At 52.8% G+C, this 26,380-nt stretch carries 19 protein-coding genes and 1 tRNA gene; 4 read left to right on the top strand and 16 right to left on the bottom strand.

The window, feature by feature from the left end; genetic code table 11:
• Positions 1-290 precede the first annotated feature (290 nt).
• The 8 genes from C7W93_RS02570 to C7W93_RS02530 all read right to left on the bottom strand — a co-directional run bounded on the left by C7W93_RS02570 (position 291) and on the right by C7W93_RS02530 (position 10,495).
• Positions 291-383, bottom strand: a tRNA-Sec gene (locus C7W93_RS02570).
• 14 nt (positions 384-397) lie between these two features.
• The gene (gene selB / locus C7W93_RS02565) at positions 398-2,335 is read right to left on the bottom strand and encodes a selenocysteine-specific translation elongation factor (RefSeq protein WP_108438606.1); all 1,938 of its coding nucleotides are present in this window, start codon (positions 2,333-2,335) and stop codon (positions 398-400) included.
• On the bottom strand, positions 2,332-3,819 hold the full coding sequence (gene selA, locus C7W93_RS02560) for an L-seryl-tRNA(Sec) selenium transferase (protein WP_108438605.1): 1,488 nt from the start codon (positions 3,817-3,819) through the stop codon (positions 2,332-2,334). Before selA ends, selB begins: the two co-directional genes overlap by 4 nt.
• Complete coding sequence (gene fdhE, locus C7W93_RS02555; RefSeq protein WP_108438604.1) at positions 3,816-4,847, bottom strand: formate dehydrogenase accessory protein FdhE; 1,032 nt, start codon at positions 4,845-4,847, stop codon at positions 3,816-3,818. Before fdhE ends, selA begins: the two co-directional genes overlap by 4 nt.
• Positions 4,848-4,908: 61 nt before the next feature.
• Entirely contained in the window at positions 4,909-5,553 is a 645-nt protein-coding gene (locus C7W93_RS02550) for a formate dehydrogenase subunit gamma (RefSeq protein ID WP_108438603.1), read from the bottom strand.
• Positions 5,553-6,509 carry a formate dehydrogenase subunit beta gene (fdxH, locus tag C7W93_RS02545; RefSeq protein ID WP_108438602.1) on the bottom strand — a complete coding sequence of 319 codons (957 nt, stop codon included), beginning with the start codon at positions 6,507-6,509 and terminating at the stop codon, positions 5,553-5,555. Before fdxH ends, C7W93_RS02550 begins: the two co-directional genes overlap by 1 nt.
• 44 nt (positions 6,510-6,553) lie before the next feature.
• Positions 6,554-9,625, bottom strand: coding sequence for a formate dehydrogenase-N subunit alpha (gene fdnG / locus C7W93_RS02540; RefSeq protein ID WP_146177504.1), 3,072 nt, complete (start codon positions 9,623-9,625; stop codon positions 6,554-6,556).
• Between the two features lie 228 nt (positions 9,626-9,853).
• Complete coding sequence (locus tag C7W93_RS02530) at positions 9,854-10,495, bottom strand: hypothetical protein (RefSeq protein WP_108438599.1); 642 nt, start codon at positions 10,493-10,495, stop codon at positions 9,854-9,856.
• 297 nt (positions 10,496-10,792) lie between these two features.
• Between C7W93_RS02530 and tkt the strand changes: the two genes are divergently transcribed.
• Entirely contained in the window at positions 10,793-12,880 is a 2,088-nt protein-coding gene (tkt, locus tag C7W93_RS02525) for a transketolase (protein WP_108438598.1), read from the top strand.
• Here the strand turns inward: tkt and C7W93_RS02520 are convergent.
• The 8 genes from C7W93_RS02520 to C7W93_RS25410 all read right to left on the bottom strand — a co-directional run bounded on the left by C7W93_RS02520 (position 12,866) and on the right by C7W93_RS25410 (position 22,711).
• A complete protein-coding gene (locus C7W93_RS02520; RefSeq protein ID WP_108440443.1) occupies positions 12,866-14,173 on the bottom strand; it encodes a glucoamylase family protein in 1,308 nt (435 codons plus the stop codon). The two genes, tkt and C7W93_RS02520, sit on opposite strands and share 15 nt — an antisense overlap.
• A 484-nt stretch (positions 14,174-14,657) precedes the next feature.
• Positions 14,658-15,356 (bottom strand): HAD family hydrolase, encoded by a 699-nt coding sequence (locus C7W93_RS02515; protein ID WP_108438597.1) that lies wholly within the window; start codon positions 15,354-15,356, stop codon positions 14,658-14,660.
• The gene (zwf, locus tag C7W93_RS02510) at positions 15,353-16,798 is read right to left on the bottom strand and encodes a glucose-6-phosphate dehydrogenase (protein ID WP_225869731.1); all 1,446 of its coding nucleotides are present in this window, start codon (positions 16,796-16,798) and stop codon (positions 15,353-15,355) included. The genes C7W93_RS02515 and zwf overlap by 4 nt, the downstream gene beginning before the upstream one ends.
• A 2-nt stretch (positions 16,799-16,800) precedes the next feature.
• The gene (gene gnd, locus C7W93_RS02505) at positions 16,801-17,847 is read right to left on the bottom strand and encodes a phosphogluconate dehydrogenase (NAD(+)-dependent, decarboxylating) (RefSeq protein WP_108438595.1); all 1,047 of its coding nucleotides are present in this window, start codon (positions 17,845-17,847) and stop codon (positions 16,801-16,803) included.
• A gap of 169 nt (positions 17,848-18,016) precedes the next feature.
• Positions 18,017-19,432 (bottom strand): alpha,alpha-trehalose-phosphate synthase (UDP-forming), encoded by a 1,416-nt coding sequence (gene otsA / locus C7W93_RS02500; protein WP_108438594.1) that lies wholly within the window; start codon positions 19,430-19,432, stop codon positions 18,017-18,019.
• 61 nt (positions 19,433-19,493) lie between these two features.
• Positions 19,494-21,326, bottom strand: coding sequence for a glycoside hydrolase family 15 protein (locus tag C7W93_RS02495; RefSeq protein ID WP_108438593.1), 1,833 nt, complete (start codon positions 21,324-21,326; stop codon positions 19,494-19,496).
• Between the two features lies 1 nt (position 21,327).
• Positions 21,328-22,113, bottom strand: a complete 786-nt coding sequence (gene otsB / locus C7W93_RS02490; protein ID WP_108438592.1) for a trehalose-phosphatase — start codon at positions 22,111-22,113, stop codon at positions 21,328-21,330.
• A 403-nt stretch (positions 22,114-22,516) separates the two neighbouring features.
• Positions 22,517-22,711, bottom strand: coding sequence for a hypothetical protein (locus tag C7W93_RS25410; protein ID WP_370446385.1), 195 nt, complete (start codon positions 22,709-22,711; stop codon positions 22,517-22,519).
• A gap of 286 nt (positions 22,712-22,997) precedes the next feature.
• Between C7W93_RS25410 and C7W93_RS02480 the strand changes: the two genes are divergently transcribed.
• The 3 genes from C7W93_RS02480 (at position 22,998) to C7W93_RS02470 (ending at position 26,359) form a co-directional block, all read left to right on the top strand.
• Positions 22,998-23,939, top strand: coding sequence for a D-ribose ABC transporter substrate-binding protein (locus C7W93_RS02480; RefSeq protein ID WP_108438591.1), 942 nt, complete (start codon positions 22,998-23,000; stop codon positions 23,937-23,939).
• 162 nt (positions 23,940-24,101) lie between these two features.
• Entirely contained in the window at positions 24,102-24,779 is a 678-nt protein-coding gene (locus tag C7W93_RS02475; RefSeq protein WP_161539859.1) for a DUF2291 family protein, read from the top strand.
• Positions 24,776-26,359 carry a sugar ABC transporter ATP-binding protein gene (locus C7W93_RS02470; protein WP_108438589.1) on the top strand — a complete coding sequence of 528 codons (1,584 nt, stop codon included), beginning with the start codon at positions 24,776-24,778 and terminating at the stop codon, positions 26,357-26,359. The genes C7W93_RS02475 and C7W93_RS02470 overlap by 4 nt, the downstream gene beginning before the upstream one ends.
• The last annotated feature ends 21 nt before the right edge of the window (positions 26,360-26,380 follow it).

The raw sequence follows: 26,380 nt of genomic DNA, 5'->3' as shown, positions 1-26,380 counted from the left end.
TACAGCCTCGAAAAAAGCCAGCAAGCCCGAAGGCTTCCCCGCCACCGCCGCCCAGTGAGGACGAACGACTATACAGCCCACATGACGCGGTCCGCACTTCTTCAATCAGGCTGTCAAACCCAGCTCCTATGAGAGGAGCGTTGCCACCTTACCTCTGATAAAAACGGAGGTCAATTAGTAATTTTTAGATTTTGGGTTTTATGGAGTTATTCTTATGGTTGATAGCTGAAGCAGAGAAAGACCCGTTTCAATCACCAGCTAACGAATCAAACCAAACAAAAAACCTAAGGCGGAAGGCAGCAAGAGTCGAACTTACGAAGAAGCGGCTGACGCCCCCTACCGGGTTTGAAGCCCGGCCGCACCACCGGATGCGTATACCTTCCAAACACAACCACCTCTAATGATCAACATACCCCATCGACCCATTAACCCGCACCAAGTGCGCATCCCCCCGCCGCCGAGTATAGCCGACGCGATCAAAGAACTCCAATAACTGAATCGCCCGTTTACGTCCCAAACCAGTAGCATCCCGAAAAGCCGCAGCGCTAACCGGTAGCAAAGGCGCATCACTATCTCTATCTCCACCGCCAGCAAGAACAACCACCATCCGCGCCAACTCATCAGTCCGCGCAGGATGATAAAACAAATCCTTCACCACCTGACTAACTTGCCCAAGCTTAGCAAGCTTGCACAACAAATCCCGTGCAACCGACTCATCCACGCCATGCTCACGCGCCAAATCCCTTACCCACGGTGGACTAAACTCCGCCGCATCCAACGTCGCCAGCAACACGTTCGCCAACGCCACATCATCAGCACTCAACGCCACCGTGTGCTCCGCCAACCGCAACCACGGCCCCTGCTGCACCACCACACCCGCAGCACACAAATCCCCCACCACAACGCGCCACAAAGCCGTATCAAGATCCGGCGCAACAATCCTCCGCAACCGCCCAATCTGCGGCCCCACTTCATCCGGCGTCACCGCATGAAACCCCTGCAAAGCATCCACCGCACGCCCGGCAAGTGCATCCACCGCCGCCTGAGAGATCAACAAAGCATCCCCTTCCCGCAAAGGAATAATCCGCGTATCGGGCGGCAACACCAACCGATCCGCAGGCACCTGTGACAACCGCACCAACACAGAACGCAGCAATCCTACCGGGCTGCAATCCAGCAGCCCGCCACAATCACCAGACGCCACAAACGCAGCCAAGCCATCCCGCCACGCATTGCGCGCCGGACTGCGCCGCTTGTAAGCCGGACCAACCGGATCCAACACAATCCCGCCGCCAATCGTCCGCGAAGCCTGCGCATTTCGCACCACCAAGCGATCCCCCGGCACTGCATGCACCGACACATCAAACACCAATTGCACCCTGCCCGACTGCCCTGCCGCCAACACATCGCCATCCAGCAAAACGGCATGCGCAGTCCGATGACTCGCCCCCAAATGTACATGTACCGGCGACCATGATTTCAGCGGCAAACCCGCATCGTTCAGCAACCGCAAATCAATATCAATCCGCTCCGAACATTCAGCCAGCGCAGGTGACAAAATCCAATCTCCACGATTGATTTGCTCGCGCCCGATTCCTACCAGATTCAACGCCAGGCGCTGACCGGCATACCCGACAGCCGCAGGTCGATTCTGCGCATGAATACTACGCACCCGTACTTGCTCACCGCTCGGGGCCAACACCAACGTGTCATCAGTTGACACAGACCCCGCCAGCGCCGTACCGGCAACAATCGTCCCGTATCCAGCCAGTGTAAAAACCCGATCTATCCCGAGCCGAAACAAGCGCTGATCAGCACGAGCAGACATCCCCGCCGCCACCGCAATAAGATGCGCCAGCAACGCTGCCACACCGGGATCGTCCGCCACATTAGCCTGTGTCCGAAAAATCGGCGCACCCGAAAATGGCGTCGACGCCAACAACGCTGCAATATCAACCTCAACTTCGACCAGCCGATCTGCATCGACTCGATCAATCTTGGTCAACGCCACCGCGCCACGCGCAACCCCCAGTATTTCCAGTATCGCCAGATGCTCGCGCGTTTGCGGCATGACGCCATCGTCGGCAGCAATCACCAGCAAAGCAAAATCAATCCCACTGGCCCCGGCAGCCATCGCATGAATCAATTTCTCATGCCCCGGCACATCAATCACACCAAGTACATCGCCGTTCGGCAAAGGCAAATAAGCGTACCCAAGCTCAATCGAAATACCGCGTTCTTTTTCTTCTTTCAGGCGGTCGGTATCCACGCCAGTCAAAGCACGCGTCAAGGTAGTTTTGCCGTGGTCGATATGCCCGGCAGTGCCGACGATCATGGCGTCACCGTCGTTATAGGTTCGCGCAATGGCGCCATCAACTGCGCTGTGAACTGCGCTTCGTCGGCACTTTCCAGACAACGCAAATCCAACCACAAAGTATCGTTGGCAATCCGCCCGATGACGGGACGCGGCAATTCGCGCAACCATTTCTCAAGTTGAGAAAGCCCCGATTTCCCGCGAGGCCTGGCCGGATGAGATCGGCTCACCCGCACCGAAAATCCATAACTAGGCAACAAATCGACCGGCAATGCACCACTGCCAATTTGACTAAACAGCGGTTCGGCGGCAACAACATACCGATCACCCAGCGCCTGTTGCAGCAGCGGCGTCAGGATTTCTGCCTGTGCCCGTATTTCCGCCTGCGGACGCGTCAACAGCCGCAACGTTGTCAACTGTTGCGGCAAAAACTCGGGGCTACGATATAAACCAAGAACCGGTGCCAGTGCGGCCAGCGTCAGCTTTCCAACACGCAAAGCCCGCTTTAGCGGATGACGTTTAATTTTTTTGATCAAGTCGGCGCGCCCGACGATCAGTCCCGCCTGCGGGCCACCCAGCAGCTTGTCGCCGCTAAACGTCACCAGATCAGCCCCGGCCTCGATGGTCTGGCGGACCGTTGTTTCGCACGGCAAGCCATACTGCGATAGATCAACCAACGTGCCGCTGCCCAAATCGACCACGGTCGGGGCGTTATGGATTTTCCCCAGCCGCGCCAATTGATCGACTTCTACGCTCGTAGTAAAACCCTGAATCACATAATTGCTGCAATGCACTTTCATCAGCAATGCTGTGCGCGGGCCAATGGCATCCGCATAGTCGCTCAGGTGCGTGCGATTGGTGGTACCGACTTCACGCAACTTGGCACCGGCCCGCATCATAATGTCGGGAATACGGAACCCACCTCCGATCTCGACCAACTCGCCACGAGAAACGATCACTTCTCGACGTGACGCCAATGCGCTCAACATCAGCAACACGGCGGCAGCGTTGTTGTTGACCACGGTCGCGGCTTCTGCGCCGGTCAGCTCACACAGTAAATCTTCGACCAAATCATCGCGGTCGCCCCGCTTGCCGGTGGCTAAATCGAACTCCAGATTCATCGGCGCACGCAATGCATCCACCACCCCGCAAATAGCAACGTCCGGCAGAATCGCCCGACCAAGACTGGTATGCAACACCGTGCCGGTTAGATTGAAAACTTGCTTTAACGGCGAAATGGCGGCCGTTGCCAAACGCTCGGCAATTACCGCGTTCAAGGCTGTAATCTCATCAATGACAGCGATCGGGGGCGTTTCTGTTGTGCGTGGTCCGGCGATTTCCTCTCGTAGTTCTGCCAGCAGCGCGCGCACCGCCGCCAGTGTTTGGGTACGGCCATATTTTTCGATCAACGCTGTACATGATGTATCCGCGAGTATCCGCTCGACCGAGGGCAAACGCGCCGCAAAAGCGGCATTGCTATCCAACGCTGATGTTGAAGTAGTCATTCTGGTGCGCCAAACCAAAGTAAAGGATTCATGCTGGCGCGGGTATAACCGGCCTCGGTCACCAATACATCCAGCATTAAACTAGCCAGATCGTCGGCTAGCGGGTCAACCTCGTAATCATGTTCTTGATTAACAATTTTGCGATAGGTGTGGCAGTCGTCGCAGGTTTCGGCACGGATAACTTTTTGCGGGTCATTGGCTTTGTTAGTCAGCGGTGCGTCGGTTTTCTGCCCATTGTCTGTCTCATCCCCTGTATTGCTACGCCCATCCAAACCTTGATAGGCAATATTGGCGTTTTTCTCGCAATGCGAACATTTGACGCGCACCATATGCCATTCGCTGGCGCACAGGCCGCAATGTAAGTAACGATAGCCTTGCGACTGACCGCCGATGCGTATCACGCTGGCGACTGGCGGCGAACCGCAAACCGGGCACAACGTGCCGGTTTCCAGTGCAGGCACATCTTTCAGCGCCAATTTGCTGGAGCGATAAGTCCAGAGGACTTGCAACGCGGCAGCCACGAATGGCGCTTGCGCAGGATCAAGCGCTTCGGTGCGCTGGGCCAGCACCGCATCGGCTAGCGCATCAAGTGTATTTTTGTCCAGTACTTGCAAAGCGGCCAGCACTGGCGCAAGTTGTGGCCGAGCGGCTAAAGTTGGCTCCAGAGCGATCAATAGCCGTTCAAAAATGGTGTACCAGATAGCAGGCCGATCACCAAACGCAGGCAGTGTAGGCATCCCGTGCTGGCGGGCAAGATCAAGCGTGTCTTGATCAGGGTGTTCTGGATCGGCGTTAACGTCGATGAGCGATGCAAACACACCATTCTGTGCATCAACTACATCGGCCATCAGCAAACAATATCCACTTAATTCGGGGCTGACCGGGGTGCCGCTAATGGCACCGGCGGCTAGTTTTCGCAGGCGCGCTGCGCGTGACCCAAAGACGCCATCCGTCGGCGGCAAGCGCAAGCGCGCGATGGAGATGTGATCGAGGGATTCAATCTGCCCGCGTTCTAGAATTCGTTGCACTGAGACTCCTATTTACTCTCTTCTTACAGAGAAAATGGGGCCGGTGAGATCGGCAACTACGTTACTTTTTTATACTCTCCCGGAACCAGCGTGGGTGATGCTTTCTTGCCCAGCCAAGGGTCACGGTACCACGCACCATTGCGCCGATAGAACCCTTGATCCAGAACCCTGCATAAATGTGAATGATAATACCAGTGATCAAAACAAAGGCACAAATGGCGTGTAACAAAGCTGACATACGCACAATCGTCACTGGAAAATAGAAGGAAAAATATTGTCGCCAGATCACAATGCCAGATAATACCAAGCCGAGCATGCAGACGACCATCACAAAAAACAGCAGTTTTTGACCAGCATTATATCTGCCCACTTCGGGGAGTTTATCCTCCCTATTAGCAATGACATCGTCGATCTGTTTCAGCCACTGCACGTCGCCGTCTTCAAACAAGTTATGTCGCCAAAACCGCAAAACTAATAGTAAAAACGATAAAAACATCACAATTCCGACAAACGGATGCAAAATCCGGGTCCATTGACCGCCGCCGAATAGCGCCGTCAACCAAAACATTGACGGATGAAATAGTGCCAACCCAGACAATGCCAGCAACACAAATGTGATCGCCGTGATCCAATGATTGCTGCGTTCGTTGGGGGTATAACGCAGGATTAACGGCCAGGTTGATCGATGTTCTTTGAGGCTTTTCATCACAGTTCTCCCGGCGGATATGGATTTTGCGGGCCATGCCGAATTTGTGCGTTTTCCTGGATTTTACGCGCAGCTTCTTCCGCCTCGCGTTCCTCTTCTTCACTGACTTCGCTGGGGCCAACCCGGGTGTAATGGAAAAAACCGGTCAATGCTGCCAGCGCAATCCCAGCCATTGCCAATGGTTTTGTCACGCCCTTCCACAGCGACACAAACGGACTAATACGTGGATTATTGGGCAAGCCGTGATACAGCGATGGCTGATCAGCGTGATGCAACACATACATGACGTGCGTACCGCCGACGCCGGGCGGATCGTATAGCCCGGCCTTATCAAAACCGCGCGATTTCAGATCTTCGATGCGATCCTCGGCATGCAGTTTCATGTCTTCTTTTGTACCGAATACAATTGCCCCGGTCGGACAGGTTTTAACGCAGGCCGGTTCTTGCCCCACTGCGACCCGATCCGAGCACAACGTGCATTTATAGGCGCGATGGTCTTTTTTGGAGATGCGTGGCACATCGAAAGGGCAACCGGCGATGCAATAACCGCAGCCGATGCAATTTTCCTCATGAAAATCGACGATGCCATTGGTGTATTGAACGATAGCACCCGGGGCCGGGCATGCTTTAAGACAGCCGGGATCTTCGCAATGCATGCAGCCATCCTTACGGATTAGCCACTCAAGATTGCCTTCCTGATTTTCGTATTCTGAAAACCGCATGACCGTCCATGATTTAGCGGTCAGGTCGCGTGGGTTGTCATAGGTGCCGGTGGTGTCGCCGATTTCGTCGCGTAAATCATTCCACTCCATGCACGCGGTCTGGCATGCCTTGCAGCCGATGCATTTAGATACATCGATCAGCTTGGCGACGGTGCCTGTAACCGGCTCCCGTGCCGCAGGCGGCTGCACCGTGGTGGCTGACAGACGTCTGATATCCAGCGATTGCATTGCCATGCTGTTACTCCTTTTGCTGCTTTAGCAGCAGACGCGCAGACCGATTATGCTTTTTCCACCTTAACCAGAAACGATTTAAATTCTGGCGTCTGAGAATTCGCATCCCCGACCGACGGCGTCAGGGTATTAATCAGATAACCCGGTTTAGTCACGCCAGTGAAGCCCCAATGCAAGGGCAAACCAACCGTGTGCATTTTTTTGCCTTCAATCACCAATGATTTGATCCGTTTGGTAACTACAGCTTTAGCAATAATATGCCCACGATTCGAGCTGACTTTAACCCGATCCCCCGCCACCACACCGACTTCCCGCGCCAGTTCTTCGCCGATTTCGACAAACTGTTCCGGCTGGATAATCGCATTCAGCCGCGCATGTTTAGTCCAGAAATGAAAATGCTCGGTCAAGCGATAACTGGTCGCAATATGCGGAAATGCCGCATGTGTGCCAAATTGCGCCCGGTCTTGCGCAAATACGCGTGCCGCCGGATTACTAGTAGCGAGTGGATTTTTTGGATGCAGTGGGTTATAGCCAAGTGGGTTTTCAAAAGGTTCGTAATGCTCTGGAAACGGTCCTTCTGCCATCGCATTTCTGGCAAAAAACCGGGCGACGCCTTCGGCAAGCATGATGAACGGTCCCATGCCATTTTCGGGCGGTTCATCGACCTTGAAGTCGGGTACGTCTACCCCGCCCCACGCCGCACCGTTCCAGCCGATCAGCTTGCGTTTGGCATCGAAAGGTTTGCCTGTCAGATCGCATGATGCGCGGTTGTACAATATCCGCCGATTGGCTGGCCATGCCCAAGCCCAGTTGAGCGTCTGACCAATCCCACTTGGATCGGTGTTGTCGCGTCGCGCCATCTGATTACCCGCCTGCGTCCATGCGCCGCAAAATATCCAACAGCCGCTAGTAGTGGTGCCATCGTCACGCAGCAACGCAAACGATGGCAATTGTTCACCTTTCTTCGCCAGTATCTTGGTGGCATCTTTGGGATCGACCAGATCGACTAAGGCCTGACCGTTATATTCTTTCGCCAGCTCTTCTGGCGTCGGACTTTCGGGATTGGCATAGGGCCAGGTCAGATTAACAATCGGATCGGGAAACTTGCCGCCTTCGGCCTTATACATCTTACGCATGCGCAGAAAAATGCCCGACATAATATCCAGATCGCTACGCGACCGGCCCGGCGGCTCTGCACCTTGCCAGTGCCATTGCAGCACTCGCGACGAACTGACCAACGAACCGCGCTCCTCCGCAAAGCACGAGGTAGGCAAGCGAAATACTTCGGTTTGGATTTTCTTGGCATCAACGTCGTTAAATTCGCCGTGCGGCTTCCAGAACTCGGCCGTTTCCACCGCCAACGGATCCATCACTACGAGCCATTTCAGTTTCGACAAACCTTCGCTGACCTTCTGCTTGCTAGGGGTAGACGCCAGCATGTTGAAACCTTGCGCAATGTAGCCATTCATTTTTCCCTGATGCATCAGCTCCACCGCCTGGAGCAAATCGTAGGGCTTATCGAGTTTGGGCAGATAGTCGTAACACCAGTTATTCTCAGCTTTAGCCGCATCTCCCCACCAGGTTTTCATGAAACTGACGTGGAAACTGCGATAATTTTTCCAATAACTGAGTTGATTAGGGCGTAATGGCTTGCTGGCGCGGGCGGCGATATAAGCGTCGAAATCCTGCTCTTTCTCGCCCGGCAAGGTCATGTAACCGGGCAGCAAATTGGACATCAGGCCAAGGTCGGTCAACCCTTGAATATTCGAATGCCCCCGCAAAGCGTTCATGCCGCCGCCAGCAATGCCGATATTCCCCAGCAGCAGTTGCACCATAGCCCCGGTCCGAATAATTTGCGCGCCGGTCGAATGATGGGTCCAGCCCAACGCATAAAGGATGGTCCCGGCACGGTCGGGCGTTGCAGTCGAGGCCAACGCCTCCGCCACTTTTTGGAATTTATCCGGCGGCACGCCACACGCACGTTCGACTAATGCGGGGGTATAACGTGAATAATGAGCCTTCAGCAGTTGATAGACGCAGCGCGGATGCTGCAACGTCGGGTCAACCGTGGCAAAGCCATCGCTGCCCATTTCATAATCCCACGTGCTTTTATTCGGATACCCACCGGCTTTTTCGTCATAGCCTGAATACAGGCCGTCATTAAATGCGAAATCCTCACGCACGATAAATGGCATGTCAGTGTAGTTACGCACGTATTCGTGCTGGATTTTATCGTTCACCAGCAAGTAATTGATGATCGCGCCCAAAAACACGATATCCGAGCCAGTCCGGATCGGCACATGAAAATCGGCCACCGATGCGGTGCGCGTAAAGCGCGGATCGACCACGATCAAGCGCGCCTTGTTATGCGCCTTGGCTTCGGTCACCCATTTAAATCCACATGGATGTGCTTCAGCGGCATTGCCGCCCATAACCAGGATGACATCGGCGTTCTTGATGTCGACCCAATGATTCGTCATCGCGCCACGTCCAAACGTCGGGGCAAGACCTGCCACCGTAGGACCGTGTCAAACGCGCGCCTGATTATCAAATGCCAGCATCCCCATACTACGTATGGTTTTGTGCGTCAGATACCCGACTTCGTTGGTTGCCGCAGATGCCGCCAGCATGCCCGTCGTCAGCCATCGATTGACGGTCGCGCCGTCAGCATTTTTTTCAATGAAATTGGCATCGCGATCCTGTTTCATCAGCCGGGCGATTTTGTCGAGTGCATCGTTCCAGCCAATTTTTTGCCATTTGTCGTCCCCCGGCGCACGATATTCAGGCGCTAATAAACGGCTGGGACTATGGATGAAATCGATCAGGCTGGCCCCTTTTGGACAGAGCGTGCCGCGATTCACCGGATGGTCGGGATCGCCCTCGATATGAATGATACTGGCAGAGACGTTTTTAGCGCCGTCACCAAGACCGTACATCAGGATGCCGCAACCGACAGAACAATAGGGACAGGTATTGCGGGTTTCAGTAGTGCGTGAAAGTTTATATTGCCGGACTTCCGCAAGCGCTGCTATTGGCGCAAAACCCAGTAAAGCGAGGCTGGAGCCCGCCAGCGTTGTGCCAGTAACTTGTAGAAACTGGCGCCTAGACATTTGATCCATGATGGCCTCTAATGACAGATGCAACGGTAACACCGGAGTACAGTGGATGCTGAAAAATATAGCACTAATTGAGAAACACCGTACAAATATCACACTGTTAAGACATTAACTCGCAGGCTGGTGATGGCATAAAAATCCATTAACTCATCCATTAAACCTGGAACCGATTTATTGTTTAGTATTGCCGCTGCGGTGTTGACGGTGTTGAATGGATTTGATTCCGGAAGCTTAAAGAAAAGGTCGGACGGTCGTATTGCGGTTAATTAACGTGGTAACGATGTTATCAAATTTAATGAAGTTATTACCGAGCGCTTTGGCAACCGTGTATTGCACGTCGAATCGATAATCGATGGTGCGGTGCACTTTGGTAGTGGCTGTGAAATGCGCGTCTTTGACGTACACCATTTGCCTATCCTTAGCTTCAAAAACGTAATACGTATTTACAGCGTTCGGTAGTTGTGGGCTGCCTTGTTGGTACGTTCGATAAATACCATGGTGTCCGGTCCAATATTCCAGATTACGACGGCGGGGGTCGAATTTTTCAGCGGCTCTGGCTTCCAGCCCCGTTGCGTAATTGGCACTGGATCGTTTGGGCGTTTGTGTGCGCCTGATGTGAATTTTTATCTGATCATCTTTTTCCGTCATTCCGGGCAAAATTGGCTCCATGCTTGGATAACGAAAAGCAAAAGTAATCAATTTTTCATCTGCATCGCTGGGTTTATATTGCGCTGGCAAGGTAAATATAACGGCACCATCATAGGAAGATAATCGTTTCAGAGGGATGTCTTGGCAGGCCATTACGAAACAAATAAATACTGTCATCGAAGCAATGATGAGGTACGGTTTTTCGGTAACAGTCTTGATCGTCATACAAACTTTCTCTCAAACAAAAAAATAACTTTTATGCTGCAACACAACAATTTCTGCGAATTTCGCAAGGTTACCTGTAAATGATTGCAGATAATTCTGAAAATAAATTCAGATTTTTCTTAATTAGAGATCACGTCGAATAGAAACTAGACCGTTAAAACACAGCATACCCATGTGATCGCAGGTTTTTTTGAACTAGTTAAAACTGCGCTCGTCCTATCTTCAGCGTTAAAAAATACCGCCCCAATCTGAAGTTGCCGCTGTTCCCGCCAGTCAACGAAATCAAGGAGTCACCAAATGCGTGTCAATCCATCCTTCTCTGCGCTCGACGATGTTTGTGTCAATACGCTGCGTTTTCTTTCAGTGGATGCAGTCCAGCAGGCAAACAGCGGTCATCCCGGCCTACCGCTGGGCGCAGCACCGATGGCGTATGTGCTGTGGACGCAATTTCTGAAACATCATCCATCCAATCCACACTGGATAGATCGCGATCGTTTCGTGCTGTCGGCGGGACACGGTTCCGCGCTGCTATATAGCCTGCTACACATGACCGGCTACGATCTTCCGTTGGAACAACTACAGCAGTTTCGTCAATGGGGCAGTATTACGCCCGGTCATCCAGAGCGCGGTCTGACGCCGGGGGTTGAAGTTACGACAGGCCCGCTCGGACAAGGATTTGCCAACGGCGTCGGCATGGCGATTGCAGAGGCACATCTAGCTGCGCAGTACAACCGGGACGGCTTGCAGGTAATCAATCATTTCACTTACGGGATTGTCAGCGATGGCGATTTGATGGAAGGGATTGCCTCCGAGGCGGCGTCGTTGGCGGGTCATTTGCAACTGGGTAAATTGATTTATCTTTACGATGACAACAATGTGACCTTGTCGGCGGGGACTGAAATGACGTTTAGCGAGGACCGCGCACGGCGTTTCGATGCCTATGGCTGGCAAACGCAAACAATAAAGGACGGCAATGATTTGGCAGCGATAGCAGAAGCGCTGGAGATTGCGCGCGCTGAAATCGGACGGCCATCACTCATATTAGTGCGCACACATCTTGGTTACGGCTCGCCCAACAAACAAGACACTTTCGAGGCGCATGGTTCGCCGCTAGGCGTGGAAGAAGTACGGCTGACTAAACGTAATTTGGGTTGGCCTGAGGAACCGCCATTTACTATTCCAGATACCGCCAGAGAGCACTTTCTTGCAGTAAACAAGCTGGGCGAGACGGCTGAAGCAGCATGGAAAGATATTTTTTCTGCCTACGAAAAACAGTTTCCTGTGCTGGCCTTGGAATTCCAGCAACGGATGGACGGTGGCGGTGCCGCCCTGCCCGCTGGCTGGGATACCGATATTCCGCAGTTTCCGGCGGATGAGAAAGGCCTGGCAACGCGGGTGGCGGCGGGCAAAGTCATGAACGCCATCGCTGCGCATTTCCCAGCGCTATTTGGCGGCTCGGCGGATCTGGATCCTTCGACCATGACGGCTTTGAAAGGACATGGCGATTTTCAGCCGCCCGGCTTAAGCGATCTTGACATGGCCATAGAAAGGCAGGGTTCTGACAGCGGCGGTTGGAGTTATACCGGCCGGAATCTGCATTTTGGCGTGCGCGAACATGCGATGGGCGCGATCATGAACGGCTTGGCAGCGCATGGCGGCGTGCTGCCGTTTGGTGCGACTTTTCTCGTTTTTTCCGATTACATGCGGCCATCGATCCGCCTTGCTGCGTTGATGGGCTTGCATGTGGTGTATGCATTTACCCACGACAGCATTGCATTGGGCGAGGATGGCTCGACCCATCAGTCGGTAGAGCAGCTTGCCAGTTTACGGGCAATCCCGCGTTTGATCGTTATTCGTCCGGCCGACGCCAACGAAACCGCTGTGGCATGGCGCGTGGCGATGCAGTCATTTCACCAACCGGTAGCGCTGGCCCTGACCCGCCAGCACGTGCCGACGTTGGATCGCGCGCATTTTTCCTCTGCCGATGGCTTGCAGCATGGCGCTTACATTCTGGCGGATCCGTCGGGCGGCAAGCCGGATCTGATTCTGATTGCCAGCGGCTCGGAAGTGTGGCTGATCGTCGCTGCGCAGAAAGCGTTAGAGGCGCAAAACATTCAGGTGCGGCTTGTGTCTATGCCAAGTTGGGAGTTATTTGAAAATCAGTCGCAGGAATATCGCGATACGGTATTGCCCCCGACGGTAAAAGCCCGGCTGGCAGTCGAAGCGGGTATCGCGCAAGGCTGGCATCGTTATGTGGGCAACGCTGGCTCGGTGCTTTCGGTCGACGATTTCGGCGCGTCTGCTCCGGGCGATGTGCTGTTACGTGAATACGGTTTTACTGTTGAAAACGTATGCAAGCGGGCATTGGCTTTATTGCGTTCCTAACCATCCTCCCGCAAAGCCGGCGCGTCGCAAGCCGGTCGCGATGTAGGGGCAATCACGCATCAAATGCCATAACAATTCGCTACGATAATTTTCGACCATCAAAATAATCGGGCCTTCGTTGATACCGAAATGCCAATGCGAAACCCAGCCATAAGGATTGTGCGATTTGCCGGGATATGTTGGGTTGTAAGTGGCCTTGAAGCCATAGGGATTACCGGCTTTTAAGCCGATTTCGTGGATGAAATGGTCGATGGTGGGCAACACGATTTCGGGTGCAAATGGTAGTGATGCGACAACTACCCAAGGGGCGATGGTACCGTCGTCCGGGCCGTGCGGAACACCGCGTGCGACATAGTCAAAAAATTCACGTTTGACGCCGTTCACCTCAAGGCTAATGGGGCCGGGGCCATCGCTGGCGGTGATGCCCCAGCAGCACGCGCCATAGCCGACAAAGCCATGCGGATTGTCGATGGCGTATTGTTGTTGCACGACGGTGGCGCGACGGCTGTTTTCGAAATAGTCGATGCCTTTGGTGCGCATGAAGGTGTCTTGAATGCCACGGAAATCTATCCAGATGTGGGATAGTTGATGGGTGAATAGCGAACCGGCGTAGAGGTAATCGTAGCCGTAGCTGTTTTCCCACTTATATTCTGAGGCCCAGTCTTCGTAGCTGTTATCTGACAATGGGTGCGTGGGAGAGCCAAATCCTAGGATATAGAGCAGCAAGGCTTCGTCGTAGCCTTTCCAACGATAGGGGATGAAGCCGCTTTCTGGCAGCCATCCCATTGAGACTGCGCCGCCGTTGGCTTGTGCCCATTGCCAGTCGGCGCGTAAATATAATGCCTCTGCCAGAGTGCGGATTTCGGTTTCGTCTTTGGTGGCGGCATCGAAGTAGCGGCCGGCGGTTAATGCGCCGGCTAGTAAAAAGGCACTATCGATGGTGGATAGTTCACAGTTCCAAACGCGGCGACCGGTGGACATGTCTAGAAAATGGTAATAGAAACCTTTGTAGCCGGTGGCATCGGGTTCGGGGCCTTGGGGGCTATTCCAGAAAAATTTTAGCGTTGTCAGGACGCGGGTTATTGCTTCGGCGCGGGGGATGAAACCGCGCTCTACTGCTACTGGGTAGGCGGCTAGAGCCAAGCCAACAGCGGCGACGCTGGCTGGCCAGCCGGGGGCGCTTTTGTCTATTACCAGACCGTTTTTGGGGTTGGTTTCATGCATGAAATAGCTGAAAGATTCGCGTTGGAGCATTTCTAGTTCAGCTTGTTGGGAGAGTTTTTTTTGGGTCATGGTGAGGGGGGTGTTTGGGTTTGGTTCGGTTATTTGGTAGTTGAAACGGTCGGTGCTCCGTAGATAGTTCGCCGGGGGTAGCGCCTGCAAGGTCAAGAACAAGGTCAATAACAACGTCAACTGTGGTTGCTCACGCAACCTTAACGACAACTTCGCTTCTCCGATCGTCGTTCAACCCGACACACCACCACTAAAAAAGCGGCTGTTTTTGAAGCGGCATTTGACGTGGCTGTTGAAGTTGACCTACCCCGTCATATAGCGCTGCCAAATGTTTCAAGGGTTTGTCGGAAAACATGTTTGAGCGAAGCGAGTTGGTTTTTCGACCCGGCAAACCTCTGAGACATGCGGGAACCTGGGCAGTGATATCTACGGTCGCCTTCTTTTTGGCTCCGTTTTCTGCCGGGGTGCCTAGCCGAAGCGAGAACAAAGTGACCGGCTGCCGCGCCGTCCCCGGCCTGCTTCCACGAAGAACAAACCGTTTTAGCTACCAAACAATGACCCCATCTCGAAAACCCACAACCCGATCCAACTCCCCAATACACTCAACCGTAAAATCCGCCTCCGGATAAGCCGCAACCTCCCCCGCATCCAAAGCATAATGCCCCTGCCGGGGAAAAACCGTACTCAACTTCTCCCCCATGACACTCTTCATCGCCGCCAAAATCCGCAACTTATCATCCACCATCACATAATGCCGCGCCGGATACCGCAACTGAAGATCATCCAGCATCTTCTCCTTATGGATATAAATTAACACCCGCCCCTCAACCGCATCCCACAATCCAGAGCGCTGAATTTTGCGCGGCTGAAACACCACATCTCCGTCCGATAAAATCACCGTCGGCCCCCACGCACCGAACCGGGCAAGCACATCCAGCGCCCCCGGATACAACCGATCAGCAAAGGGATAATCCACCAAAAACGCCGACATTTGCAGCAACCGCGGATCATTCATTGCCCCAAGTCGATATCGCTGCAACGCCCCCAAATAATCCGCATAACCAAGCTCCACCCGCAACGCCTCAAAAATCTGCCAGTAACGATCCCGATTAGCCTCACCGAACTCTTGCGCCAGATGTGTTTGCAAATCGAATTGCACGCGATCGTTGTCCAGCAAGGTATTGTCGCAATCAAACAAAAAAACAATCTCAGCCGGTGCTGCCAAGTTGGTCGCGTTTGTCATTGGCGTACGTCCTCCGAAGCAGCGGGGTTATCCCATTGATCGCCATCTTCCATGAGTTGATCCGCTGAAGGTGGCCCCCACGTATCCGGGTCATACATCACCACTGGCACCAGATCAGAGAAAGTCGTCCCGGTCGTCGTATCCAATATCGGCTCAACCACGCGCCAGGCGGCCTCGACTGCTTCGCCGCTGGTGAACAAGCCTGCATCTCCTTGTAGCGCATCGCCCAGCAACCGCTCATACGGCGTCATCTCGTCGCCGGGAGGGCGATGGGAGATCAGGCTTGCTGCGGTGCCGACCATCGCTTCCCCAGGCAATTTGGTACGCGCACCGAGAGCGATCAATACATCGGGACTGAGGCGAAAACGAAAATAGTTAGGATGCCCGGTGCCAGCATCAAACACGGGATGCACGGGCGGTTTGAGTTCGACCAATACCTCCGTGCACGTCACCAGCAACTGTTTTCCAGCGCGAATATAAAAAGGTACGCCGGACCAGCGTGGATTGTCGATATGCAATCTCAGAGCCGAGAAGGTTTCGACTTGCGAATCGGCAGCAACACCGGCCTCATCGCGATAGCCTTTAAACTGCCCGCGCACGACCTCGTCAGGGACCAACGGACGCATCGCTCGCAAGACCCGTAATTTTTCGTAGAGGATCGCATCTTGAACCGCAGCCGTGCCTGCCTTGGCATCGACATTCATCGGTACTTCCATCGTCAGCAACACCATCACTTGCAGCAGGTGATTTTGGATTACGTCGCGAATCGCGCCGACTTCTTCGTAAAAAGCGCCTCGCCCTTGCACGCCGAATTGCTCTGCCATCGTGATCTGCACACTGGCAATATAGGCACGATGCCAGATCGGCTCAAGAAAGGTATTGGAAAAGCGAAAGTACAGCAGGTTTTCAACGGCCTCTTTACCCAAATAATGGTCGATCCGAAAAATCGCCTCCTCGGCAAAAGCGGCGTGTAGCGTGCGATTCAGTGCTTGTGCAGACGCAAGATCGCGCCCAAAGGGCTTTTCGACGATGACGCGTGCATTCTGCGCACCGCCAGAAGTCGCCAGCCCTTCTGTCACAGGCGCAAACATGCTGGGTGGAATGGCCAGGTAATATAGCGGCCGCACTGCATTACCCAAGGCTTGACGTAATTGCGCGTAGGTCGCAGCATCCTGGTAATCGCCACTAATATAGTGCAGTTGTGCGGAGAGTTTTTCGAATGCAGCAGCGTCAAAGCTGCCATGTTTTTCCAGGCTGTCGCGCGCGCGTTCGCGAAATTGATCGATTGTCCAGTCAGATTTAGCCACGCCGATAATCGGCAGATCAAGGCGACCATGCACGATCATGGCTTGCAGCGCCGGGAATATCTGCTTGTAAGCAAGATCACCGGTCGCGCCGAAAAAAACAAACGCGTCGGAATGCTGAGGGGAAGAGTCAGCCATCGTCATTCCTTCGGTGTTGTCGGTTCAATCGCCTTTTCAACATGACCGCCAAATCCGTGTCGCATGGCGGACAATACTTTATCGGCAAAATCGGATTCACCGCGTGAACTGAAGCGTTCATACAGCGCGGCACTTAAAATAGGCGCTGGCACGGCTTCGTCGATGGCGGCCGTAATCGTCCATCGGCCTTCGCCAGAATCCGACACCCGCCCGGCATAGTTTTGCAACGTCGGGTCTGCGTTCAGCGCACCGGCGGTCAGATCGAGCAACCATGATCCGATCACGCTGCCGCGTCGCCATACCTCTGCGATCTCGGGCAGGTCCATTTCATATTGATAAAATTCTGGATTGCGTAGCGGCGTTGTTTCGGCGTCTATCGTGTTTTTTTGGAGACCGACGTTAGCGTTGCGCAGAATATTCAGCCCTTCGGCATACGCGCCCATGATGCCGTATTCGATACCGTTGTGAACCATTTTGACGAAGTGACCGGCTCCTTGAGGGCCGCAATGAAGATAGCCTTGCTCGGCGGTACTGGTGGTGTGTTGACGTCCCGGCGTAAGCGTGGCTGCATCGACGCCGGATGCCAGCGTGGCAAAGATGGGATCGAGATAAGCGACGATGTCTTTTTCGCCACCGATCATCAGGCAATAGCCCCGCGCCAACCCTGCTACACCGCCACTGGTGCCGACATCGACATAATGAATCTGGTGCGGTTTAAGTTCTGTTGCGCGTCGGATATCGTCGCGATAATAGGAGTTGCCGCCGTCAATGATGATGTCCCCGGCGGCAAGTAAAGGTGCCAATAACGCCAGATCGTCATCCACTAACGCAGCGGGGACCATCAGCCAGATTACGCAGGTGCCGCCATCGTGCTTACGCAACTTGGTCACCAAATCGTTTAACGAAGATGCGCCGACAACGCCGGGTTGCAAAAGCGCCGTCACCGCCTCGTCCCGAACGTCGTAGACGACGCATTCATGGCCGCCGCCAGAGAGCCGCCGCACCATATTTGCGCCCATGCGCCCCAATCCAACCATGCCGATATGCATTGTGAACCTCCTTGTGGAAATTCTTATTGCGATAAATTGTGCACTGGAAACCATTTTCAGGATGCAGATTGGAAACAGCATTGCCATGTTTCGCGACACCGGCTGAGAACGATTCTACGATGAATTTCTATAGCAAATACAGCACGTCATTTTTAAATATAACTGCAATCTAATAATCGGCATCCCCTGCCGGTTGCGACTGTTCAAGATTTTCTAATGTTTCGAGAAATGTTTTGCACCACCAATGGACATCTTGCTCTTTAATCCGACGCAATAAGGCTTCATGACGCTTACGCCGTTCGTCCAAAGGCATGCGCAACGCCTGTTGAATAATCTGTGCAGTGCGTTCGACATCATAAGGATTGACCAACAACGCTTCTTTAAGTTGTTCAGCTGCGCCCGCAAAGCGCGACAGCACCAATACGCCCGGGTCTTCGGGGTCCTGCGCCGCTATAAATTCTTTGGCAACCAAATTCATGCCATCGCGTAAAGGCGTGACCAGCCCAACCCGGCTAGCCCGGTACAAGCCCGGTAAGCGCTTCCGCGCTACGGTGCGATGGATATAGCGAATCGGCATCCATTCAAGTCCGCCGAAATCACCGTTAATCGATCCGCAGAGATTTTCCAGCTCATGCCGGATGTTGGCGTAAGCATCGACATCTTCGCGGCTGGGCGAAGCGATTTGAATCAGCGTTGCGCTGTTCTGATTTTCGGGATAACGCACCAGTAATTCACGAAAGGCGCGAATACGCTGTGGCAGCCCTTTTGAGTAATCCAGCCGATCAACGCCTATCAGCAATTGACGGCGCGAATATTCTTCGCGCAGCCTGCGAAACATTTGCATGCTTTCTTTACTTTCGCCCAGACGCGTGAACTCATCAACATCAATACCGATCGGAAATGCGCCCGCCTGTACCGTACGATTGTAGGCGCGATAACGCCCATCCGGGAGCGCTTCGGCATGGGCCTCACTTTGGACGTAATGCGAAAAATTCGTCAAATCCGCATCACTTTGAAAGCCCAGAAGATCGTATGCAAATAACGTACGTAGCAACCAATCCTGCTGCGGAATAGCTGCGGTAATCAATGGCGGCGGCATCGGAATATGCAGAAAAAAACCAATCCGATTACGACATCCCATTGCCCGCAAATTAGCAGCTAACGGGATCAAATGATAATCGTGTACCCAAATCTGATCATCGGGCTTCAGCAATGGCAACAATTTGCGCGCAAAAAGTTCGTTAACGCGGCGATAGCCCTCGGCAAAACCCGGTTCGTAATTCCCTAAATCGAGTCGGTAATGGAATACCGGCCACAGCACGCCATTGGCATAGCCAAGGTAATACGCGTCGTGATCTTTACGACATAAATCGACGGTGGCCAGCGTGACGTTGCCCGCTTGTTCTATATGTACTTTGCCTTCACCCGGCGTGCCGCCGTCGGCTTCTTCGACTATCTTGCCGCTCCAGCCAAACCAGAGCGCACCGGTTTTTTTCATGCTATCGCCGAGTGCGACAGCGAGACCTCCCGCGGCTGGCTTACGTGGATCGGCAATACGATTTGAAACAATAACGAGACGTGACATAGTTTCCTTTCAGCTCTTGAACCCTGCTTACAACCTCCCCAGTAGCGTCCGTGAAGCTTTTTTAGATAGCGGTATCCCATGGGGCCGATAACCGCATGGCGCAATTAATCAGTCCTACCATTGAATAAGTCTGCGGAAAATTCCCCCACATTTCGCCGGTCACGGGATGGGTGTCCTCTGATAACAAGCCGAGGTGATTACGGGCTTTAAGCATGGTTTCAAAAATCTCACGCGCCTGTTCTTTTCTGCCGATACGGGCTAACGCATCGATACGCCAAAACGTGCAGATATTAAATGCGGTTTCAGGCTTACCAAAATCGTCCGGCGCTTCGTAACGGCGCATATACGGACCATCGCACAACGTGCGTTCCAGCGCATCGACAGTGGAGACAAAACGTGGATCTTTGGGGTCGATGAAATTCACTTCAGCCATCAACAGCACGCTGGCGTCCAGATCGCGTCCGCCCAGACTTTCAGCAAAGGCCTGACGTTCTTCGCTCCAGGCTTCCCGCAACAACAGTTCGCGGATAATCGCCGCCCGGCTTGCCCAATGCTCTGAACGTTCCACCAATCCTAGTTTCTGCGCGATCTTGGAGAGTCGGTCGCAGGCGGCCCAACTCATCAGTACCGAGGAAGTGTGAACCCGCGCCCGTGAGCGTAATTCCCACATTCCGGCGTCCGGTTGATCATGGACCCGAAACGCCTGATCGCCCACCGCCTCCAGATGGAGGAATTCCGGAATGCCTGCACGATGGAACAACCGATGATCCAGAAACGCCTGTGCTGCACCCAAAACGATATTGCCGTAGACGTCATGCTGATAATGTTCCTGCGCCTGATTCCCAATCCGCACCGGCGCGTTATTCCGATAACCGGGTAATTGCTCCACGATGGATTCTGGCAGCAACTCCTCCAGCCCGATGCCATATAACGGCTGAATATGGCCGCCCTTGGAGCGCGCCACGACGTTTTTCAGATAGCGCATGTAATCTTCCAGCGTCCCGACTTCTGACAGGCTGTTAAGGGCGCGCACCACAAAGAAAGCGTCACGCAACCAGCAATACCGATAATCCCAATTACGACCGCTGCCGGGGGCTTCGGGAATGCTGGTTGTCATGGCTGCGATGATCGCCCCGGTATCCTCGAATAACGACATTTTCAGCGTAATAGCGGCGCGAATGACGACGTCTTGCCATTCCAGCGGCACCGCCAGACGGCGACTCCAGGCGCGCCAGTAATGCAGGGTTTCTTTCTCGAATATGCGGGCCGTGTCTTCAATACCCTCCGCCAGCGATTCATCCGGCCCGAGCATGAAATTGGCGGTTTTATCCAATACAAAAAACGACTCAGTCAATAAATAGCTCAGCGACGTATCGGTATTCAGACGCAGTGTGTCTGACGGACCGACATACCGGATGTGATGGCTGCCTTGCGTGACTGTCGGCACATGTCGCCCCCAATCAAAGCGCGGCTTCAGGCGCACACGGATGCGGATTGCACTGTCTAGCGGTCGAACACGGCGCACTAGCATCAGCGGACGAAACATCCGGTCACGACTAAGAAAACGTGGTGCAAAATCGGTAATTTCAATGCCACGGCCATCTCCGTCAAACAAACGCGTACGCAAGACGGCAGTATTGGGTTCGTAGAATTGCTCACTACGGGCAAAATTCTCGACTTCAATGTCCCAGAAACTGCCATTGTCTGAAGCATCTAATATTGAATTGAATACGGGATCGCCATCGAACCGCGGCAAGCAACACCAGACCATCTTTCCCATCCGATCTACCAGCGCGCTAAATGCACAATTTCCGATCACGCCGCAATCGAGCGAATGTGTGACCGGCGGAGCAGTAGGGATTGGTGGAGCAGACTCGGCAAAAGTATTCGTCATATCAACGTTCCTTGGCTATGGATAAAAGGTGGGGCTCTTGGGCTAAGCGCGCCAATTGAGATAGTTCGGTGCGCAGTGCCTGCGGGCTGGCGATCCGATAACCTGCAACGCTGGCACCTGCGCCAATTTTGATCGCCATCCCGCCGACCTCCTGAACATAAGCAAAGCCAATTTCGTCTGTCGTATCGTCGCCAAAAAATACCGGACGTGTGCTGTTGAATGGTGGTTCCGCCAGAAAATCGCGAATTGCAGTGCCTTTGTTCACACTGTCGGCCTTGGCCTCTATCACCATTTTTCCGTGTATTAGCACCACGCCGGGACAGTTACGCAACGCGGCCTGCATCGCAAATTTGCAGACAACCTCAAGCTCGGGCGCCTGACGATAATGCAGCGCAAGCGCCCCGCGCTTTTGTTCGACCCGCAAACCGGGATGGGCTGCAGCCAATTCGTTCACGCAGGTCTGCATGGCAGAAAATTCGGTTACAGGCGCGTAATGGAGGACACCGTCGATATCACGTCGCTCCATGCCGTGAACCCCCGCTACAGGCAGCGTGATGGTGGCAAGCATGGCATCGATTTGTGCAATCGGACGGCCGGAAACGATGGCTAATCTGCCATCCAGCAGATCACGAACAGCGTGTAGCGAGGCAATTAATTCAGGGGAAATGACGACTTCTTCCGGCGTGGGTGCCAGGTCAACCAGCGTGCCATCGAAATCTAGGAAAAGAGCGCATTCAAGTAAAGCGTGCACGTTGAAATGTGCGTCTGTAGGTTGTGCATTTTGCATGTATGGACGACCCCAGTGAAGTGTTGGAAGGCGGCATCTTATGAAAATAATATTGATCGAAGACTCTCCGGAAATCTGGCAACTTCCCGCATATTAGGAAGCGAATAACACGATGTTCGCTTCTATTTTCATAAGATTATTCTTATATAAATGCTAAAAAATCGAGCGTTATTACTTTTATTAGGATAAGTCTTGGGATCGTTTAGTTCACCATTATTTTTTTCACATGACTAAATCGACTGTTTCATGGGGGAAATAAAGGTGTTTAGGTTGCGCCTATTTGGTTGAGGCTCATAGGAAATTTTAATATGATTTTCACAACAAAAAAAAGGAGCCATGCGGCTCCTCTTTTTCTAAAAAACATCTAAATAAGTCTAAATTTACGCGTACTCCCGGCATTACGTCATACCCAATTCTCCAGACGTAGCGCAGAAACCCTTTCAAACTCTCGTAAATTATTAGTTATCAGTGTCAATCCTTCGCTGCGCACATGTACCGCAATAGGTAAGTCATTCACGCCAATGGGCATTTCTTTACGCTCAAGATCGGCGCGTATATCACCATAGTGGGCGGCGGCTTTAAGGGTGTAATCGAGCACATCCTATGGCGCTAATATATTGCACGTCTAATGGGGACGCCATCCCACTTTATGCCGCTTTACTCTCTCCTTTTTAGAAAGTTTTTCGGGCTTATAAATTGTTTAACATGATCGTTGACATTACAACATACTCATCATACCATCACACCAGAATAAGAATTTCAAGTGATTTCCTTACAGTCCTGCCATTATCAATACGACACGTAGCACCTGATCAGAACTCTGATCAATAACAGCTAATTGCCATAGAGCGAAGCTGCTTTTTATCATCCACCGAGGAGACACTATGACATTTGTAACTAAGTTCGCTATCGCCTGCATTTCCGTTTCAACCCTATGCATGGCACAGGTTCCCGCTAGCGCGGCAGAGCTGATCGCCATCATCACGCCATCCCACGACAATCCCTTCTTTAAAGCAGAGTCCGACGCCGCCGCCGCACAGGCGAAGAAAATGGGCTACGACACGTTGATATTGATTCACAACGATGACGCCAACAAACAAAACGAATTATTTGATACCGCTATCGCCCGCAAAGCCAAGGCGATCATTTTGGATAATGCTGGATCCGATGCGTCGATTTCTGCGGTGGCAAAAGCCAAAAAAGCTGGCATTCCCTCGTTCCTGATTGATCGTGAAATCAATGCGACCGGTATTGCTGTTACCCAGATCGTGTCGAATAACTATCAGGGTGCACAATTAGGTGCACAAGAATTCCTGAAGTTGATGAAAGGCAAAGGCAATTACGTTGAGTTGTTAGGCCGCGAAGCTGATATCAATGCCGGTGTGCGTTCCAAGGGTTATCACGACATTATTGATCGGGCACCCGGCATGAAAATGGTCGCCAAACAATCGGCTAACTGGAGTCAGCCAGAAGCGTTCACGATTATGGAAAGCATTCTGCAAGCGCATCCAGAAATCAAAGGGGTCATTTCAGGCAACGACACGATGGCAATGGGCGCGTGGGCAGCGTTAAAAGCGGCGAAGCGAACCGATGTCATTCTGGTCGGCTTTGATGGCAGCAATGATGTCCGCGATTCGATCAAGGATGGCGGCATCAAAGCTACCGTGCTGCAACCGGCATTCCGTCAGGCCCAATTGGCGGTTGAGCAGGCAGATAAATACCTCAAAACAGGCAAAACCGGCCTCCCGGAAAAACAGTTGATGGACTGCGTTCTGATCAATGCGCGGAATGCACCGAAACTGGAGTTATTTGCGGTTTTGAAATAATCCTTAGTGTCAGTAATGGGTGCGGCAGAAGCGCCCATGATGAAATATGCCTACTCTCGACAAGACGTTCAGAGTAGGCCTCAACAGATTAAGATTATTTGCCTGCATTCGCGCGACTATCTCCAAGGCGCATTGCTGCATCAACCCGTTTGGAATTCAGACATGAAAAATCGTAGCGCATGCGCGTTGACCATGCTTGTTGTGAGTGCGTTAATCAGCGGTTTAGGCGGTTGCAAGCTAGTCAAAAACGATGCTACGACAGAAGCCGCGAAGAAAAATAGTGCATCCTCTTTTAATAACAGCGCCTTTGATCCCGTCGCAATGGTGACGAAATTGTGGTTGCCGCAAGTTCTGCCGTACATCGATAAAAAAGCGGTGGATTTTGCGACGTTATCGCAAGCGATGGAAAAGGATCTCGACGCTGCGGGTAAACAATATGGTTATCACGAAAAAGGTGAAGACACGCCGTGGAACTTCGTCACCACAGTCGAAGGTGTCGTGGTTGAGGCGGATACCGATGCCAGCGCGCCTACTTTACGAATCGCCACCAGTAATAATGGCAAAGGAGATGCTGAAATACAGATTGGCCCGATTTTTAGCGGTGCCTCTTTGCGTGACTCCCTGCCTTTTATCTCGTTTGATAAATTTGCGAATCAGATCGATTTCGCCCAATTTGCCTCAGCGCTGAACGATCACGCTTACGCCACCGTCCTCAAAGATAAAATCCCTGCCGATATTAAAGGCAAAAAAATCAAAGTAACCGGTACTTTTACCTATGATAGCGCGGCTGATATGCCGTCAGTGATGCCGGTAACGTTCTTGGTGGAGAGCGGTAAATGAGCGACGCCACCAAGCAGGACGACGCCCAGCACGAAATAGTATTGCGCGTTGAAAATGTCACCAAAGTCTATCCCGGTACGATTGCGTTAAAAAATGCCACTTTTGCAGTAAGAAAAGGGGCAGTTAATGTGCTGGTGGGCGAAAACGGTGCCGGTAAGTCAACCCTGATGAAAATCATTGCCGGGGTCGAGCAACCGACTACAGGCCGGGTCATGATTGGCGACGCCGAAGTCCATTTAAACAGCATCGACGACGCCGTGGCGCACGGGATTGGGATTGTATTTCAGGAATTAAACCTGTTTCCCAACTTGTCGATAGCCGAGAATATTTTCATTTCAAGAGAAATCACCGGCATCGGCTTCAAAATCGCCATGGCTGAGCAAGAACGTCTTGCGGCGCAACTGATGGAGCGGCTGGAACATCCGATCAATCCGGCAACATTGGTAGGCGAACTGCGCATCGGTCAGCAGCAAATTGTCGAAATAGCCAAGGCTTTATCGAAAAACGCCCGCATCCTGATTATGGATGAGCCAACCTCAGCGTTAAGCGCAACCGAGGTCGATATTCTGTTTCGCGTCATCGCTGAACTGAAATCGCAAGGCGTGGCGATTGTTTATATTTCCCATCGTCTGGAAGAGTTAATTCGCATCGGCGACTATATTACCGTGCTGCGCGATGGTCGCATTACCGGCAGTCAGGCAATGACAAATGTCGATGTGAAATGGATCGTTAAACAAATGGTGGGCGCCGACACCAAAGATTTCTCTCGGGCTAGCGATCATCAGCTAGGCGCAGAAATACTCAGCATTAAGGATGTTTGCTTGCGCGGTAAGACGCAGGGTTATCTGGTCGATCACGTTTCGCTATCGTTGCGAGCAGGCGAGATCGTCGGGATTTATGGCCTGATGGGCGCGGGGCGTTCAGAGCTTTTTGAGTGCATATTCGGCCTGCACGATCATGCGCAAGGGCAAATCCGGCTGGACGGTCATGCGCTGGAAGGCAAAACGGTGGCGCAGCGTATTCAGTCTGGTATGGCGCTAATCCCGGAAGACCGCAAGGCCGAAGGCTTGGTTTCGATCCTGTCGATTAGCAGCAATCTGACTTTGTCCAGCTTGAGCGACTTTGCCGCCGGCTGCCACATAAATGCTGAAAAAGAGCGCGGCGCGGTGCAATGCTTTATCCGTGAACTAGCAATCAAAGTCGCCAATCCCTCTCTGGAAGTCAGTTCGCTCAGCGGCGGCAATCAGCAAAAAGTAGTGATCGGGCGCGCGCTGATGACTAATCCCAAAGTCTTGTTGATGGATGAGCCTAGTCGCGGCATCGATGTCGGCGCAAAAGCCGATGTATTTAAAGTCATGCGCGATCTGGCGTTCAAAGGGCTAGGCATTTTGTTCGTCACCTCTGATCTGGAAGAAGTGATGGCGCTGTCGGACCGCATCATCGTCATGTCGAATGGCCGGATCACAGCAGAATTCGACCGTGATGAAGCAACTCAGGATGCCTTGGTCAGCGCGTCGGCGATTGGCCATCTTCAACAGCACAGCAAAAGAAACGATAGCGTCCTTAGCGACGCAGCATAATTATTCAGGAGACGCTTAGAT

The organism is Glaciimonas sp. PCH181 (assembly GCF_003056055.1).
Lineage (GTDB): Bacteria > Pseudomonadota > Gammaproteobacteria > Burkholderiales > Burkholderiaceae_D > Glaciimonas.
The sequence above is the reverse complement of the archived record's forward strand: the minus strand, read 5'-3'. Positions and strand labels throughout refer to the sequence as shown.